This is a genomic window from Dietzia sp. Alg238-R159 (assembly GCF_900537145.1).
In the GTDB taxonomy this organism is placed as follows: Bacteria; Actinomycetota; Actinomycetes; order Mycobacteriales; family Mycobacteriaceae; genus Dietzia; species Dietzia kunjamensis.
In genome coordinates, this window is the sequence record NZ_UNRI01000003.1 from 441,560 (window position 1) to 455,306 (window position 13,747).

Sequence of the window (13,747 nt, forward strand, 5' to 3'; positions counted from 1 at the left end):
ATGATCGCCGCCATGACCGGGTTCAATCACAACACGCACCCAGTGCTGGAGCTCGCTCGGCTCAGCCACGAGATCGCGCACATCCCGCGGCGCCGTCGAGAGCGGGACTACGTGAAAATTGCCGACGAGCTGTGGCTTCCGGCCCACATCGGCCGGGACTTCGAGACGCTGTCGGTCGCGTATTCACGGTTGTATCCGAAGGGGGTGTTAACCGGGTGGTCGGCAGCGGTCCTGCACGGGGTCAGTCCGCCGGAAGACGTCGTCCCCGAGCTGACCATCGGACGCCACGGTCGAGCCCGCGAGGGGTTGAGGCTCAGGCGATACCCGTTACCGGACCGAGCGGTCGCCACCATCAGAGGCGTCCCGGCGACCACACTGCGGTGGACGGTGTTCGATATCGCCCGTTTCAGTTCGCACGTGGATGGCGTGCTGGCGGTGGAGAAGTTCTACCGGCGCGGTCTCGCCCGGGCGGCAATGGAGGAAACCGTCGCCTACATGGCTGGAGTATGGGGAGTTGCGCGGGTCCGACGGGTTCTGGCGGACGCAGATCCCCGGACCGAGTCACCGCGAGAAACGGAGACCCGTCTGCTCCTCAAGGCGGCCGGATTCACCGAGTTCATCCCGCAGGTGGAGGTTCCTGAACTCGGCTACCGCCTCGATCTCGCCGATCCCGTGCACAAGATCGCGGTCGAGTATGACGGGCCCCACCACGACGATCCCGTCCAGCAGTCGAAGGACCGCCGGCGGAGAAACCGGCTTCAGGCCGCGGGGTGGATCGTGATCGTGGTGGACAGACGCCTATTCCGTCACCAGCGTGGCGACATCCTCGACCAAGTCGAGGCGGCATATCGGCTTCGTCGGTTCGCTGCATGAATGGTCCATTCAGCCAGCACACCCTGGGTGAATCCGGGCAATCTGCCAGCCCAAGCCCAAAAGGCAGCGTAAGTCCGGGTGGGGTGTGCTGGTGCCTTGTACGGAGTATGCGCCGAAGCTCGGCAGGCCGCGGGGTGGAGCAGGCCGCGGCGGGGTCAGGCGCGGCAGGTCAGCGGGGGCGGTCCGGCTGGACCCGGAGGGCGTGCAGCGACGTGGCCAACCCGTCGTACTGCGCCACCAACTGCACCAGCCCCACCAGTTCGGACGAGCCGAGGTGCGACGAGAGCCCGGCCCACGTGTCGGCGGAGATGTCCTTGGTCAGCACCAGCTCGTCGACGGCGGTCAACAGCACACGCAGCCGGTTCGGCCACCCGGCGGTGGCGGGGTCGGCTGTCGTGCGGGCGATCTCGTCGTCGTCGAGACCCACGCCCGCGCCGATCCGCTCGTGGTGGGCCCGCTCGTACGCGCTGCCCCGCAGGTGCGCGACGCGCAGGATGACCAGCTCGGTGGTGCGGCGGTCCAGCACGCCGAACGGCATCATCATCCCGGAGTAGGCGAGCCACGCGGGGAAGAGCCGGCGGGCGTGGCCGAGGGTGGCGAAGAGGTTCACGTCGCGCGAGCCGGTGACGCGTGCACCGAGCCGGTTGACGGCCCAGCCGAACGGGCCGAGCTCCCGGAAGCCGCCGGGCCGGATGCGGGGGACCTGCGCGGCGGTGCCGTCGTGGCTGTCGCTGCTCTCGTGGGGCTGGCTCATGGCCGTCAGGGTAGGCCAGCCGACCCGCCGGGGGCGGACGGTTGGTCGAGGAGATACGGCGAGAGCGAGGACCGGTGGGCGTCCACCCGCAGCGCGTGGTTGAGCGGCGGGAAGGCCCGCTGCGGGCACGCGGGGCGGTCGCACATGCGGCAGCCGGAGCCGATCTTGGTGGCGGCGTCGACGTCGTCGAGGTCCAGGCCCTGCGCGTACACGGTCCGGTGGGCGTGGCGGGCCTCGCAGCCCAGGCCGATGGCGAACGTCTTGCGCGGCTGGCCGAAACGCATCGGACGGGTGGTGACGGTGCGCGAGACCCACAGGTGGAGGCGGCCGTCGGGCATCTGCGCGACCTGCCGCATGATCTTGCCGGGGAACGAGAACGACTCGTAGATGTTCCACAGCGGGCACGTGCCACCGGAGGTCGTGAAGTGGAACCCGGTCGCGGACTGCCGCTTGGACATGTTGCCGGCGCGGTCGACGCGCACGAAGCTGAACGGCACCCCGGCCGCGCCCGGTCGCTGCAGGGTCGACAGGCGGTGACACACCGTCTCGTAGCCGGTGGCGTGGAAGGCCATGAGCCGCTCCACGTCGTAGCGGAAGTCCTCGGCGGTGTCGAGGAAGCGCTGGTAGGGCATGAGCACGGCGGCGGCGAAGTAGCTGGCCAGGCCGCGCAGCGCGAGCGCGACGGCGGCGGGGGAGCTGAACGAACCCTCCTCGACGAGGCTGTCGAGCAGGTCGCGGTGCTCGAGGAAGGCCAGCTCGGAGGCCACGCGGAACGCCTGCTGGCCGGGCGTGAGGTGGGCGGACAGGTCGAGACGGCGGTCCTCGGTGGAGTAGCGGTGCCACAGCCCGTCGGGCAGGTCGACGCGGCGGGCGATGCGGACCCCGTGGGCCTCGGCCAGGCGGTGTTCGAGCTCGGCGCGGACGTCGCCGCGGTTGAGCCGGATGCGGGTGGTGAGATCCTCGGCGGCGGTGTCGAGGGAGTCGATGTAGTTCTGCCGTTGGTAAAAGTAGTCCCGCACCTCCTCGTGCGGCATGGACAGCACCGAGCGGTCGACCGAGGTGTCCGGGACGTTGCGGGTCTCGGTCAGCGCGGCGAGCAGGTCCGCGGAGTTGCGGTAGCGCTGGTGCAGGAGCATGAAGGCACGGGCGAGCGCGGGGTGCGCGCGGACGAGGTCGACCACCTCGGCGGCCGGGACCTCGGCGGAGAGCTGCGTGTCGGTGAGCGCCTCGGTGACCGCCGCGATGAGCCGGGTGTCCGAATCCGAGGCGAAGAACGCGGAGTCCACGCCGTAGACCTCGGAGATCTTCACCAGGACCCGGGAGGTGACGGGGCGGGCGTCCTTCTCGAGTTGGTTGAGGTACGACGACGACAAGCCGAGCGACTGCGCGAAGGCGGCCTGGGTCAGGCCGTTCTCCTCGCGCAGTCGGCGGAGTCGCGATCCCATATGTGAGGCCGTCATCGGCTTTCCCTCCGAGGTCCGTGGCGAGCCCCACAATCTTCGCAAACTTTGCAAAGAAGGCAAAGAAACTCGCCACATTCGCACTTGTCGCAGGTAGACGCGCTGCCTGCCATGTGGCATTGTGTCTCCCGTAAGGGGCCGTAACTCGCAAGAGTGCGAATCCGGACCCGCCCCCGAGACAGAAAAGAGTCGCGATGTCGAACATCGGCAAGGCACGTACCGCTGAAGAGATCCAGCAGGACTGGGACACCAACCCCCGCTGGAAGGGCATCACCCGCAACTACACGGCCGAGCAGGTCGCGGAGCTGCAGGGCACCGTCGTCGAGGAGCACACCCTCGCCCGTCGTGGCGCGGAGATCCTCTGGGACAAGGTCAACAACAAGGACTTCGTCAACTCCCTCGGCGCCCTGACGGGTAACCAGGCCGTCCAGCAGATCCGTGCCGGCCTCGAGGCCGTGTACCTCTCCGGCTGGCAGGTCGCCGGCGACGCCAACCTCTCGGGCCACACCTACCCGGACCAGTCGCTGTACCCGGCCAACTCGGTCCCGACCGTCGTCCGCCGCATCAACAACGCACTGCTGCGTGCCGACGAGATCGCCCGCATCGAGGGCGACACCTCGGTCGAGAACTGGCTCGCCCCGATCGTGGCCGACGCCGAGGCCGGCTTCGGTGGCGCCCTGAACGCCTACGAGCTGCAGAAGGCCATGATCAACGCCGGTGCCGCCGGTGTGCACTGGGAGGACCAGCTCGCGTCGGAGAAGAAGTGCGGCCACCTCGGTGGCAAGGTGCTGATCCCGACCAACCAGCACATCCGCACCCTGACCTCGGCCCGCCTCGCCTCGGACGTCGCCAACGTGCCGTCCGTGATCATCGCGCGCACCGACGCCGAGGCCGCGACCCTCATCACCTCCGATGTGGACGAGCGTGACCGCCCGTTCATCACCGGTGAGCGCACCGCCGAGGGCTTCTACCACGTCAAGAACGGCATCGAGCCGTGCATCGAGCGTGCGAAGGCCTACGCCCCGTTCGCCGACATGATCTGGATGGAGACCGGCACCCCGGATCTCGAGTACGCCAAGAAGTTCGCCGAGGGCGTCAAGGCCGAGTTCCCGGACCAGCTGCTGGCCTACAACTGCTCGCCCTCCTTCAACTGGAAGGCGAACCTGGACGACGAGACCATCGCCAAGTTCCAGAAGGAGCTCGGCGCGATGGGCTTCAAGTTCCAGTTCATCACCCTGGCCGGTTTCCACTCGCTCAACTACGGCATGTTCGATCTGGCCCACGGCTACGCCCGCAACCAGATGACGGCGTTCGTCGAGCTGCAGCAGCGCGAGTTCAAGGCCGCCGAGGAGCGTGGCTTCACCGCCGTCAAGCACCAGCGCGAGGTCGGCGCCGGTTACTTCGACCGCATCGCCACCACGGTCGACCCCAACACGTCCACCGCGGCGCTGAAGGGCTCCACCGAGGAGGGTCAGTTCCACTGACCACCGGTCGACCCCACACGGTCGACGCAGTAACAGCGTGAACACACCGGGGGCCGCGGCCGTCTCGACGAGGCGGCCCGGCCCCCGGTGGTGTCTCCACCCTCAAGTTCCCTCCTCCCGAAGGACCCTGGACAGATGAACAGCTCCCGCGACGGCGCCGACCCGGGGCGGATCACCCGCGTCGGCGTGGTGGGCGCCGGACAGATGGGCGCCGGCGTCGCCGAGGTGTGCGCCCGCGCGCATCTCGACGTCCTCGTCTGGGAGTCCACCCGGGAGCTGACCACCAGCGGCCGCGCCCGCATCCTCGACTCCCTGGACCGGGGAGTGTCCTCCGGCAAGATCACCGCCCGCGAGCGCGAGCAGGCCGCCCTGCGGTTGCGTTTCACCACCGACCTCGGCGACTTCGTCGACCGGCAGCTGGTCATCGAGGCGATCGTCGAGGACACCGACGCCAAGACCGCCGTGTTCCGCGAACTCGACGCGGTCGTCACCGACCCCGACGCCGTCCTGGCCTCCAACACCTCGTCGATCCCCATCATGAAGCTCGGCACGTGTACCGCCCGGCCCGAGCGCGTGATCGGTATGCACTTCTTCAACCCGGTTCCCGTGCTCCCGCTCGTCGAGCTGGTGAGCACCCTCGAGACCGGGGCCGCGGCCCGCGACCGGGCACAGGCGTTCGCCGAGCAGGTCCTGGGCAAACAGGTCGTCCACTCCGCCGACCGCGCCGGGGCCGTGGTCAACGCCCTGCTCGTGCCATACCTGCTCTCCGCCATCCGGATGGCCGAGTCCGGGTTCGCCACCCCGGAGGACATCGACAAGGCCATGGTCCTGGGCTGCGCCCACCCCATGGGGCCGCTCACCCTGGCAGACCTCGTCGGCCTGGACACCATCAAGGCGATCGCCGACTCGATGTACACCGAGTTCGCCGAGCCGCTGTACTCGCCGCCGCCGCTGTTGTTGCGGATGGTCGAGGCGGGCAGGCTCGGCAAGAAGAGCGGCCACGGCTTCTACCGCTATGACGCGCCGCGGGCGATGGCACGCGCCGCGCGCTGAGATCATGTCGTCGTCGTCGTCGTCGTCGTCGTCGTCGTCGTCGTCACAGTCACCGCCGCCGCCGTCGTCTCAGCCACCGTCGTTGCCCACGCCGCCGCACCTCGAACCCACCCGCGCCTCGTCCGTCCTCGGGTACCCGCGCATCGGCCCGCGCCGCGAGCTCAAACGCGCCCTCGAGCGCTACTGGCACGGTGACGGGACCCGGGCCGAGCTGCTCGCGACCGGCCGCAGACTCCGCGACGCCACGTGGGACGATCTGCGCGCCACGGGCATCACGCAGATCCCCGGCAACACTTTCTCCTTCTACGACCACATCCTCGACGACGCCCTGCTCGTGGGCGCGGTCCCCGCGCGGTTCCGCGAGCTCGTCCGCGACCTCGGCCCCGTCGACACCGTCTTCGCGCTCGCCCGCGGCCGCGCCAACGTGCCGCCGCTCGAACTCGTCCCGCTGCAGGGCACCTCCTACCTGTACCGCCAGCCGGAGTTCGACGAGTCCTCCGAGCTGGGGCTGCGGCCGGACGAGCTGCTCGCGGAGGTGGCGCGGGCGCGGGAGCAGGGGTTCGAGATCAGGCCCGTCGTCACCGGCCCGGTCTCGCTGCTGCTGCTGAGCAAGGCGGCGCCCGACGCCGCGCCGGGATTCGCGCCGATCGACCTGCTCGACCGCCTGCTCACGGAGTACGAGGCGCTGCTGGGCGTCCTGGCCGGAGCCGGCGTGACGTGCGTGCAGTTCGACGAGCCGTGCATGACGATGGAACGCACCGCCGACGAGATCGCGGCGTTGCGCCGTGCCTACGACCGGCTGGCGGCCGTGACGACGCGACCGCGCATCCTGGTGACGGGGCAGTACGGCGACCTGGGGGAGGCGCTGTCGGCGCTGGCGGCCACCGGCATCGAGGCGATCGGCCTGGACCTCGTGTACGGGCGGCGGTCGGCGGCGGACCTCGCGGCCGTGCCGGGGCTGCGCGGCAAGCGTCTCTACGCCGGTGTCGTGGACGGCCAGAACGTGTGGCGCACCGACAAGTTCGCCACCCTGGACTACCTGCGTGACCTGAAGGCCGTCTTCCCGGACGTGGTGGTGTCGACCTCGTGCACGCTGCTGCACGTGCCGTACGACGTGGCCGCCGAGACCGACCTGCCCGCCGAGCTCGCGGACTCACTGGCGTTCGCCGAGCAGAAGGTCGCCGAGGTGGTCTCGCTCGCGCACGCCCTGGTCGACGGCCCCACACCGCGCTGGCGCCGGTTGCCGGTACTGCCCAGCGCGCGCCGCGACGACGTGCGGGCGAGGACCGCCCGGGTCGACGACGACGACAAGGTCCGCGTCCCCTACGCCGAGCGGGCTGCCCGGCAGGCCGACCGGCTCGGACTGCCCACGCTGCCGACAGCGACGCTGGGCTCGTTCCCGCAGACGCGGGAGATCCGGCGTGCCCGCAGGGACCTGGCGGACGGGCGGATCGACTACGACAGGTACTGCGACTACCTGCGCGCCGAGATCGCCTCGGTGATCCGGCTGCAGGAGGACATCGGCCTGGACGTGCTGGTGCACGGCGAGGTCGAGCGCAACGACATGGTGCAGTACTTCGCCGAACTCCTCGACGGGTTCGCCGCCACCCGCAGCGGCTGGGTGCAGTCCTACGGCTCGCGCTGTGTGCGGCCGCCGATCCTGTACGGCGACGTGGCCCGACCCGCGCCGATGACCGTGGAGTGGACCGGGTACGCGCAGTCGCTGACCGACCGGCCGGTGAAGGGGATGGTCACCGGCCCGGTGACGATGCTCGCGCGGTCCTTCTGCCGCACGGACCTGGCACTGCCCGAGGTCGCCACGCAGCTCGCGCTGGTGGTGCGCGACGAGGTGGCGGACCTGGAGGCGGCGGGGACGGCGATCATCCAGATCGACGAACCCGCCATCCGGGAACTCCTGCCGCGCCGCGGCGCGGACCGACGCGCGTACCTCGACTGGGCGGTGGGCACCTTCCGCCTGGCCTCGGCCGGGGCGCGACCGGACACCCAGATCCACACGCACCTCACCTACTCGTCTTTGCGGGAGATGAGGGCGGCGATCGAGGGGCTCGACGCCGACGTCACCGCGATCGTCGCGACGCGGTCGATCGAGTGGGTACTGGAGGCCCTGGAGGACCACACACTGACCCGTCAGGTCGCGCCCGGGGTGTACGAGTCACGGTCGGGGTTCGTCCCGGACATCGACCTGCTGCACTCGAGGCTGCTCCGGGCGGTGGACGCGGTGGGGGTGGACCGCGTGTGGGCGGTGCCGGACGGGGGGCTCAAGAGCCGTTACACCTGGCAGTTGGAGCCGAGCCTGCGCAATCTGGTCGCCGCCGCGCGGCGGATCCGACGGGCGGTTGCCCCGGATCCCCGGGGTTCCAATAAGATGGGACATAGAACGAGTCTCGGGTCACGGGCCCGGGATCGGTAGTGGAGAGAAGAGGACGACATCATGGCCGGTCAGACGCTCGAGCACACTGGTGCCGCCATCGTCGAGGAGTACTACCCGTCGTACGCGACGGAGGTCGCCCCCACGTACCCGCTGTACTCGACTACGATCTACCTGGGTTCGGTGATCATCCTGCTGAGCATGAGCATGCTGGGCCTGCCCATCACCGCCATCGGGTACTACACGGAGAACGCCGGGGTCTCCCTGGGGCTGGTCATCGCGGCGGTCGTGGCGACCACCGCCGTCTTCCTCCTCGGGCTGTTCATCTGCATGTACGGCTTCCGTAAGCACGGCCGCGAGGACGCACACTGACGGTCGACCCGGTCGTGGGTGCCGGCGCGCCCGCTCTCAGGGCGGGCGACCCGGCGACCGACGCCGAGCGGAGGTCAGCCCTCCGTCGTATGAAGATGGTCGCGACGGGGTTCCTCGTCGTGGCCGGTCTGGTCTATCTGGTCGCGGAGTACGCGCTACACAACGGTGCCGACCCCTGGGTGGGTTACGTCCGCGCCGCCGCCGAGGCGGGGATGGTCGGCGGGCTGGCCGACTGGTTCGCCGTCACCGCCCTGTTCAAGCACCCGCTGGGGATCCCCATCCCGCACACCGCGCTCATCCGCAAGAAGAAGGACCAGCTGGGCACCTCTCTCGGCGGGTTCGTGGGGGAGAACTTCCTCGACCCCGAGATGGTGAGCGAGAAGGTCCGCGGCGCCCGCATCCCCGAACGCGCCGGTGAGTGGCTGGCCGAGGACGACCACCGCGCGATGGCCTCGGACCAGGCCGCCAAGGCCATCCGTGCCGTTCTGGCCGTGCTCCGCGACGACGACGCCGTCGCGATCATCGAACGCACCATCGTCTCCCGCATCGCCGAGCCGGAATGGGGGCCGCCGGCCGGTCGGATCCTCGCCGAGCTCCTCGACGAGGGACGCCACCTGCCCCTGATGGACCTCATGGCCGACCGCGCCCACGGCTGGGTGGAGGCCAACCCCGAGACCATCGACCGCTGGGTCCGCGAGAAGGCCCCCACGTGGGCGCCCCAGTTCGTCAACGAACTGCTCTCCGAGCGTGCCTACCGCGAGCTGCGCGAGTGGACCTGGCAGATCAAGGTCGACAAGCAGCATCCCGTTCGGGTGGCGCTGATCGGGTTCGTCGAGGACTTCGCCCGCGACCTCCAGCACGACCCGTCCACCATGGCCAAGCTCGAGACGTTCAAGCACGAGGTCATGGGCCGCGACGAGGTGCGCCGCGCCGCCGGATCGGCGTGGGCGGCCGCCAAGCGCATGATCGTCGAGGCCACCGAGGACTCCTCGTCCACGCTGCGGGTGAAGATCGACGATCTCCTGGGCCGCCTGGCCGACATGCTCGTCGGGGACGAGAAGATGCGGGCGCGCCTCGACGACTACATGACCCGCACCGCTCGCTACGTCGCGGAGAACTACGCCGGCGAGGTCACCTCGATCATCTCCGAGACCGTCGAACGGTGGGACGCCGACGAGGCCTCCGACAAGATCGAGTTGCTCGCGGGCAAGGACCTGCAGTTCATCCGCATCAACGGCACGGTCGTGGGGGCCTTGGCGGGGCTCGTCATCCACACCACCACCGAGCTCATCTTCTGAACCCGGCCCGAGTCTGATCCCGACCGGCCTGTGTGACCCATCGCACCGCATCGCCGTACACATAGCGCTTGCTGTAGCAAGCACTCGTTGCTAGCGTTGGGGTCAGGCGATGAGAGACGGACGCCGGAGGGAGGTGACTCCATGGCCGCACAGAGTGGACACACACACGACGAGGCTGCGGAGAGCACCGGAGCACAGGTTGATGAACCGACCGCCGCAACCCTCGCGCGTCGCAACAAGCCGACGGGTGAGGTGCCGCGTCACAGCGACCTCACCTTGCACGGTGAGGACGACAAGCGTTCGTCCGAGTCGCAGGACATCGGGTCGTTCATCCGCGCCCAGCGGGAGGCCGCCGAGGTGTCCATCCGGCAGCTCGCGGAGCGTGCCGGCGTCTCCAACCCGTATCTGAGCCAGATCGAACGCGGGCTGCGCAAGCCGTCCGCCGAGGTCCTGGGTCAGATCGCCCGAGGTCTGAGGTTGTCCGCCGAGGTGCTCTACGCCCGCGCGGGGATCCTCGAACTCAAGCAGGGGAGTCCGGTGAGGGATGCGATCCTCACCGCCCCGGACCTCACAGAGCGACAGAGGGAGGTGCTCGTGGAGATCTACGAGTCGTTCCGAGCGAACAACGCAACGGCAGCCGCCCAGGTCGTCAACGTTCCCTGAGGGAACTCCAGACGACGGCCCGCAGGGCCACGTGACACCGCACAAGAGAACACCCGCACGACACCACCGAGGAGTCAAAATGGCCGACAAGAAGCCCACTTCCAAGAAGAGCGCCGCCGAGGCCGCCGAGCAGAAGGCCAAGGGCGAGGCCGTCAAGGAGCAGGCCCTGGAGGGCCCGCTCGGTCAGGCCATCGCCGCCGTGCGCACCCCGGTCTACGCCTACGTCGGGGTCAACGACCTCGCCATCCAGGCCGTCTCCGGCATGGTCGCGGACCTGCGCCGTCGCGCCGAGGAGGCCGTCACCGAAGCGCAGTCGAAGGTCACCGAGCGCGTGGCCGAGGCGCAGAACCGCATCAACGAGCGCGTGGCCGGGGCGCAGACCCGCGTCACCGAGGTCCAGCACCGCGTGAACGAGGTCCCCGAGCGCGTCCAGGCACTGCCGGCCGAGGTCGAGGAGCTCGTCACCCGGTTCCGCCCGGAGGAGCTGCGCAAGGTCGCCGACGCGTACGTCCAGGTGGCGGCCGGGATCTACGGTGGCCTCGCCGCCCGCGGTGAGGACGTCGTGAGCCGGCTCCGCGAGGAGAACCCGCAGCTCGAGGCCGGCCTGGCCCGCGTCAACGAGCAGGTGGCCCGCGCCGCCGGCGCCGTCGAGGAGCAGGTCGAACTGGGCGAGGACGCCCTCGGCACCGTCGCCCGCCAGACCCGCACGATCGGTGTGAAGGCGGCTGGCCGCGTCTCCAAGAGCGCCCGCCAGGCGGCCGAGACCGCCGGCGACGCCGCCGACTCGGCGGCCGAGCGGGTCGATGAGGTGGCCGAGCGCGTCGACAAGACGGCGGGCAAGGCCGCCGACAACGTCGACAAGGCCGCTGGCAAGGCCGCCGACCGCGTCGACGAGGCCGCCTCCAAGGCGTCCGCCGAGGTCGCTCGCGGCACCGCCGAGGTCGAGGCCCGCACGGCCAAGAAGGCCCCGGCAAAGAAGGCTGCCGCCAAGAAGGCCCCGGCCAAGAAGGCGCCCGCCAAGAAGGCCGCCGCGAAGTCGACGACCACCAAGGCCACGGCCACCCCGTCGTCGACGGGTGCGGCGACCGCCGACAAGCCGGCCGCGACCAAGCCGGCCGCCGGTAAGCCCGCGGCGTCCAAGCCCGCCGCCACCAAGTCGACAGCTGCCAAGCCGGCCGCCGCATCGGCCGGGGGCGATTCGGACGCCCCCACGCCGATGGAGCTCGCGGACAACGATCCCGCGCTGACCACCGCGGACACCCCGTTGCCCCCCGCCGGCACCGACCGCGTCTGATACCGCGGCACCCGACGCCCCGGCCCTCCTCCTCCGGAGGGGGCCGGGGCGTCGTGCGTTGCGGTCCGCCGCAGGGGCCGGGCCGGGATCTGGACGCCGTGAACATGGTCACACCGCGGTGACATGAGTGCCGACTACACTGGGCCGCGTGATTGACACTCTTCCCGGGACGTGGGGCATGGTCCAGCTGGCTATCCAGGGCGCGCTCGTCGTGTGGGCCCTGGCGGGACTGGTGCTGGCAGTCCTCCCGCCCGCGTCGGCGTACTCGATCGAGGGCAAGTGGCCCAAGCCCGCCTGGATCGGCATCTGCGCCGTGGCCGCCCTCATGTTCGCGATCCGGCCGTTCGGCTTCCTCAGCATCATCGCGATGGTGGCAGTGGGTGTGTTCTTCGCCGACGTCCGGCCCGCTGTCGGGGGACGGCGCAGGTGACACCACCGGAGGCCGACGGGTTCCAGCGGATCGAGGAGCTGGCCGAGGACTCCGGCACCACGGTGCGCAACATCCGCGTCTACCAGGAGCGGGGACTTCTCCCGGCCCCCGTCCGCAGGGGTCGCACCGCGTTCTACGGGCCCGACCACAAGAACCGACTGAACCAGATCCTCCGGCTGCTCGACCGCGGCTACACGTTCGCCACCATCGAGGAGCTGTTCATCGCGGAGCGCCACGGCTTCACGCTCTCCGAGCTGCTGAACTCGGACGCCGTCCTACCGGAGCGACGCTCGAGCGGCACCCGCCGCCGCCTCCCTCGTGGCGGCGTGGAGGCCGTCGCGGGTTTCGAGTTCGCGGAGGAACTCCTCGACCAGGGATCGGCCATCGGCCTGGTCAGTGAGCCGAGTGCGGCCGACCATTTCTTCGCGGACCGCTACATGTACGAGCTGTTCCGCGAACTCATCGTCCTCGGGGTCGGTGAGGAGGGGATCGACAAGATCGGTCGCCTGTTCCTCAAGGGGCAGAGTACGTCGGCCGAGGCGCTCGACATCCTGGTGGAGACGATGCGCGACGCCGGGATGGACCAGTCCGTCATCATCAAGAGGGTCACGGGGATCATGCCCCGGGCCGGCGCCGCCGCCCGCCTGATCTTCCTCTCGGCGGCCGAGACCCTGCTCAGCGAGCGGCACGGCTTCCCCAAGGGCTGACCTCCCCGGGAGCGGACCTCCCAGGGGAGCTGACTTTCCCGGGAGCGGACCTAGGTGAACACGACGGTGCGTCCGCCGTGGACCAGCACCCGGTCCTCGAGGTGCCAGCGCAGCCCCTTGGCCAGGACCAGCTTCTCGGCGTCGCGCCCCTGCCGGACCATGTCCTTCACCGTCGCCGTGTGGTCCACGCGGATGACGTCCTGCTCGATGATCGGCCCCTCGTCGAGGTCGGCGGTCACGTAGTGGCAGGTCGCCCCGATCAGTTTCACGCCGCGGACATGCGCCTGGTGGTAGGGGCGGGCGCCCACGAAGCTGGGCAGGAAGCTGTGGTGGATGTTGAGGGCACGCCCGGCCCACTTCGTGCAGAGCTCGTCCGGCAGGACCTGCATGAAGCGGGCCAGCACGATTCCGTGCGGGTCGATCTCGTCGACGATCGCGGCGACCTCCGCGAATGCCGGGCCCCGCTCGGCGGGGTCGGCCGGGAACGGCACGTGGTGGAAGGGCGCACCGTGCGACTCGGCCATGCCGCGCAGGTTTTCGTGGTTGCCGATCACGGCCCGGACCCGCGCAGGGTAGTCACCGCTCTCCACACGACCCAGCAGGTCGTGGAGGCAGTGCCCCTCCTTCGAGACCAGGATGACGACGTCCTTGGGCTCGGAGGAGTCCGAGATGTGCCAGTCGGTCTCCGGGCCCAGTTCGGCTGCAACCCGCTCGAAGCGGCGCCGCAGTTCGTCGATCTCCATGCCGATCGACTCGGCGCTCACGGACTGGCGGGTGAAGAACCAGTTCGAGTCCTCGTCCGCGTGGTAGGCCGCCTCCGTGATCGTCCCGCCCAGCTCGGCGAGGAAGGTGGCGATCCGGGCGACGATACCGATGCGGTCCGGGCAACCCAGGGTGAGGACGAAGCGACGTGACATGAGTGCCCATTGTGCCAGCAGGGATGCCGGGCGGCCCCGCTAGGCTGGCCGGC

The 13,747-nt window shown here is 70.0% G+C and carries 13 protein-coding genes; 10 read left to right on the forward strand and 3 right to left on the reverse strand.

All coding sequences use genetic code 11. The annotated features are described in order from the left end of the window. Complete coding sequence (locus G6R20_RS10460; RefSeq protein ID WP_240341390.1) at positions 1 to 873, forward strand: DUF559 domain-containing protein; 873 nt, start codon at positions 1 to 3, stop codon at positions 871 to 873. A gap of 169 nt (positions 874 to 1,042) precedes the next feature. Here G6R20_RS10460 and G6R20_RS10465 read toward each other — a convergent pair whose 3' ends face one another. Next, positions 1,043 to 1,627 carry a carboxymuconolactone decarboxylase family protein gene (locus G6R20_RS10465; RefSeq protein WP_163376345.1) on the reverse strand — a complete coding sequence of 195 codons (585 nt, stop codon included), beginning with the start codon at positions 1,625 to 1,627 and terminating at the stop codon, positions 1,043 to 1,045. Positions 1,628 to 1,632: 5 nt separating this feature from the next. Continuing rightward, the gene (ramB, locus tag G6R20_RS10470) at positions 1,633 to 3,087 is read right to left on the reverse strand and encodes an acetate metabolism transcriptional regulator RamB (RefSeq protein ID WP_163376346.1); all 1,455 of its coding nucleotides are present in this window, start codon (positions 3,085 to 3,087) and stop codon (positions 1,633 to 1,635) included. 194 nt (positions 3,088 to 3,281) lie between these two features. On the opposite strand from ramB, the gene aceA reads away from it, so the two are divergent. The 9 genes from aceA (at position 3,282) to G6R20_RS10515 (ending at position 12,777) form a co-directional block, all read left to right on the forward strand. After that, positions 3,282 to 4,571, forward strand: coding sequence for an isocitrate lyase (gene aceA / locus G6R20_RS10475; protein WP_067717135.1), 1,290 nt, complete (start codon positions 3,282 to 3,284; stop codon positions 4,569 to 4,571). Between the two features lie 135 nt (positions 4,572 to 4,706). Continuing rightward, positions 4,707 to 5,624 (forward strand): 3-hydroxybutyryl-CoA dehydrogenase, encoded by a 918-nt coding sequence (locus G6R20_RS10480; protein ID WP_067717132.1) that lies wholly within the window; start codon positions 4,707 to 4,709, stop codon positions 5,622 to 5,624. Between the two features lie 4 nt (positions 5,625 to 5,628). After that, positions 5,629 to 8,055, forward strand: coding sequence for a 5-methyltetrahydropteroyltriglutamate--homocysteine S-methyltransferase (gene metE / locus G6R20_RS10485; RefSeq protein WP_163376347.1), 2,427 nt, complete (start codon positions 5,629 to 5,631; stop codon positions 8,053 to 8,055). Between the two features lie 21 nt (positions 8,056 to 8,076). After that, complete coding sequence (locus G6R20_RS10490) at positions 8,077 to 8,385, forward strand: hypothetical protein (RefSeq protein WP_096906770.1); 309 nt, start codon at positions 8,077 to 8,079, stop codon at positions 8,383 to 8,385. A gap of 89 nt (positions 8,386 to 8,474) precedes the next feature. Then, entirely contained in the window at positions 8,475 to 9,683 is a 1,209-nt protein-coding gene (locus G6R20_RS10495) for a DUF445 family protein (protein WP_154829813.1), read from the forward strand. A 141-nt stretch (positions 9,684 to 9,824) separates the two neighbouring features. Then, positions 9,825 to 10,346 carry a helix-turn-helix transcriptional regulator gene (locus G6R20_RS10500; RefSeq protein ID WP_163376348.1) on the forward strand — a complete coding sequence of 174 codons (522 nt, stop codon included), beginning with the start codon at positions 9,825 to 9,827 and terminating at the stop codon, positions 10,344 to 10,346. 79 nt (positions 10,347 to 10,425) lie between these two features. After that, positions 10,426 to 11,640, forward strand: coding sequence for a hypothetical protein (locus G6R20_RS10505; protein WP_163376349.1), 1,215 nt, complete (start codon positions 10,426 to 10,428; stop codon positions 11,638 to 11,640). A 148-nt stretch (positions 11,641 to 11,788) separates the two neighbouring features. Beyond that, positions 11,789 to 12,070 carry a DUF2516 family protein gene (locus tag G6R20_RS10510; protein WP_067717117.1) on the forward strand — a complete coding sequence of 94 codons (282 nt, stop codon included), beginning with the start codon at positions 11,789 to 11,791 and terminating at the stop codon, positions 12,068 to 12,070. Continuing rightward, the gene (locus G6R20_RS10515; RefSeq protein WP_096906774.1) at positions 12,067 to 12,777 is read left to right on the forward strand and encodes a MerR family transcriptional regulator; all 711 of its coding nucleotides are present in this window, start codon (positions 12,067 to 12,069) and stop codon (positions 12,775 to 12,777) included. Before G6R20_RS10510 ends, G6R20_RS10515 begins: the two co-directional genes overlap by 4 nt. Positions 12,778 to 12,827: 50 nt before the next feature. Here G6R20_RS10515 and purU read toward each other — a convergent pair whose 3' ends face one another. Beyond that, positions 12,828 to 13,694 (reverse strand): formyltetrahydrofolate deformylase, encoded by an 867-nt coding sequence (gene purU, locus G6R20_RS10520; RefSeq protein ID WP_163376350.1) that lies wholly within the window; start codon positions 13,692 to 13,694, stop codon positions 12,828 to 12,830. Positions 13,695 to 13,747: the final 53 nt, after the last annotated feature.

Excerpts from the sequence above, each read along its gene's own strand:
- G6R20_RS10460 (WP_240341390.1), top strand. The coding sequence starts at position 1 with ATGATCGCCGCCATGACCGGGTTCAATCACAACACGCACCCAGTGCTG.
- G6R20_RS10465 (WP_163376345.1), bottom strand. The coding sequence starts at position 1,627 with ATGAGCCAGCCCCACGAGAGCAGCGACAGCCACGACGGCACCGCCGCG.
- ramB (WP_163376346.1), bottom strand. The coding sequence starts at position 3,087 with ATGACGGCCTCACATATGGGATCGCGACTCCGCCGACTGCGCGAGGAG.
- aceA (WP_067717135.1), top strand. The coding sequence starts at position 3,282 with ATGTCGAACATCGGCAAGGCACGTACCGCTGAAGAGATCCAGCAGGAC.
- G6R20_RS10480 (WP_067717132.1), top strand. The coding sequence starts at position 4,707 with ATGAACAGCTCCCGCGACGGCGCCGACCCGGGGCGGATCACCCGCGTC.
- metE (WP_163376347.1), top strand. The coding sequence starts at position 5,629 with ATGTCGTCGTCGTCGTCGTCGTCGTCGTCGTCGTCGTCGTCACAGTCA.
- G6R20_RS10490 (WP_096906770.1), top strand. The coding sequence starts at position 8,077 with ATGGCCGGTCAGACGCTCGAGCACACTGGTGCCGCCATCGTCGAGGAG.
- G6R20_RS10495 (WP_154829813.1), top strand. The coding sequence starts at position 8,475 with ATGAAGATGGTCGCGACGGGGTTCCTCGTCGTGGCCGGTCTGGTCTAT.
- G6R20_RS10500 (WP_163376348.1), top strand. The coding sequence starts at position 9,825 with ATGGCCGCACAGAGTGGACACACACACGACGAGGCTGCGGAGAGCACC.
- G6R20_RS10505 (WP_163376349.1), top strand. The coding sequence starts at position 10,426 with ATGGCCGACAAGAAGCCCACTTCCAAGAAGAGCGCCGCCGAGGCCGCC.
- purU (WP_163376350.1), bottom strand. The coding sequence starts at position 13,694 with ATGTCACGTCGCTTCGTCCTCACCCTGGGTTGCCCGGACCGCATCGGT.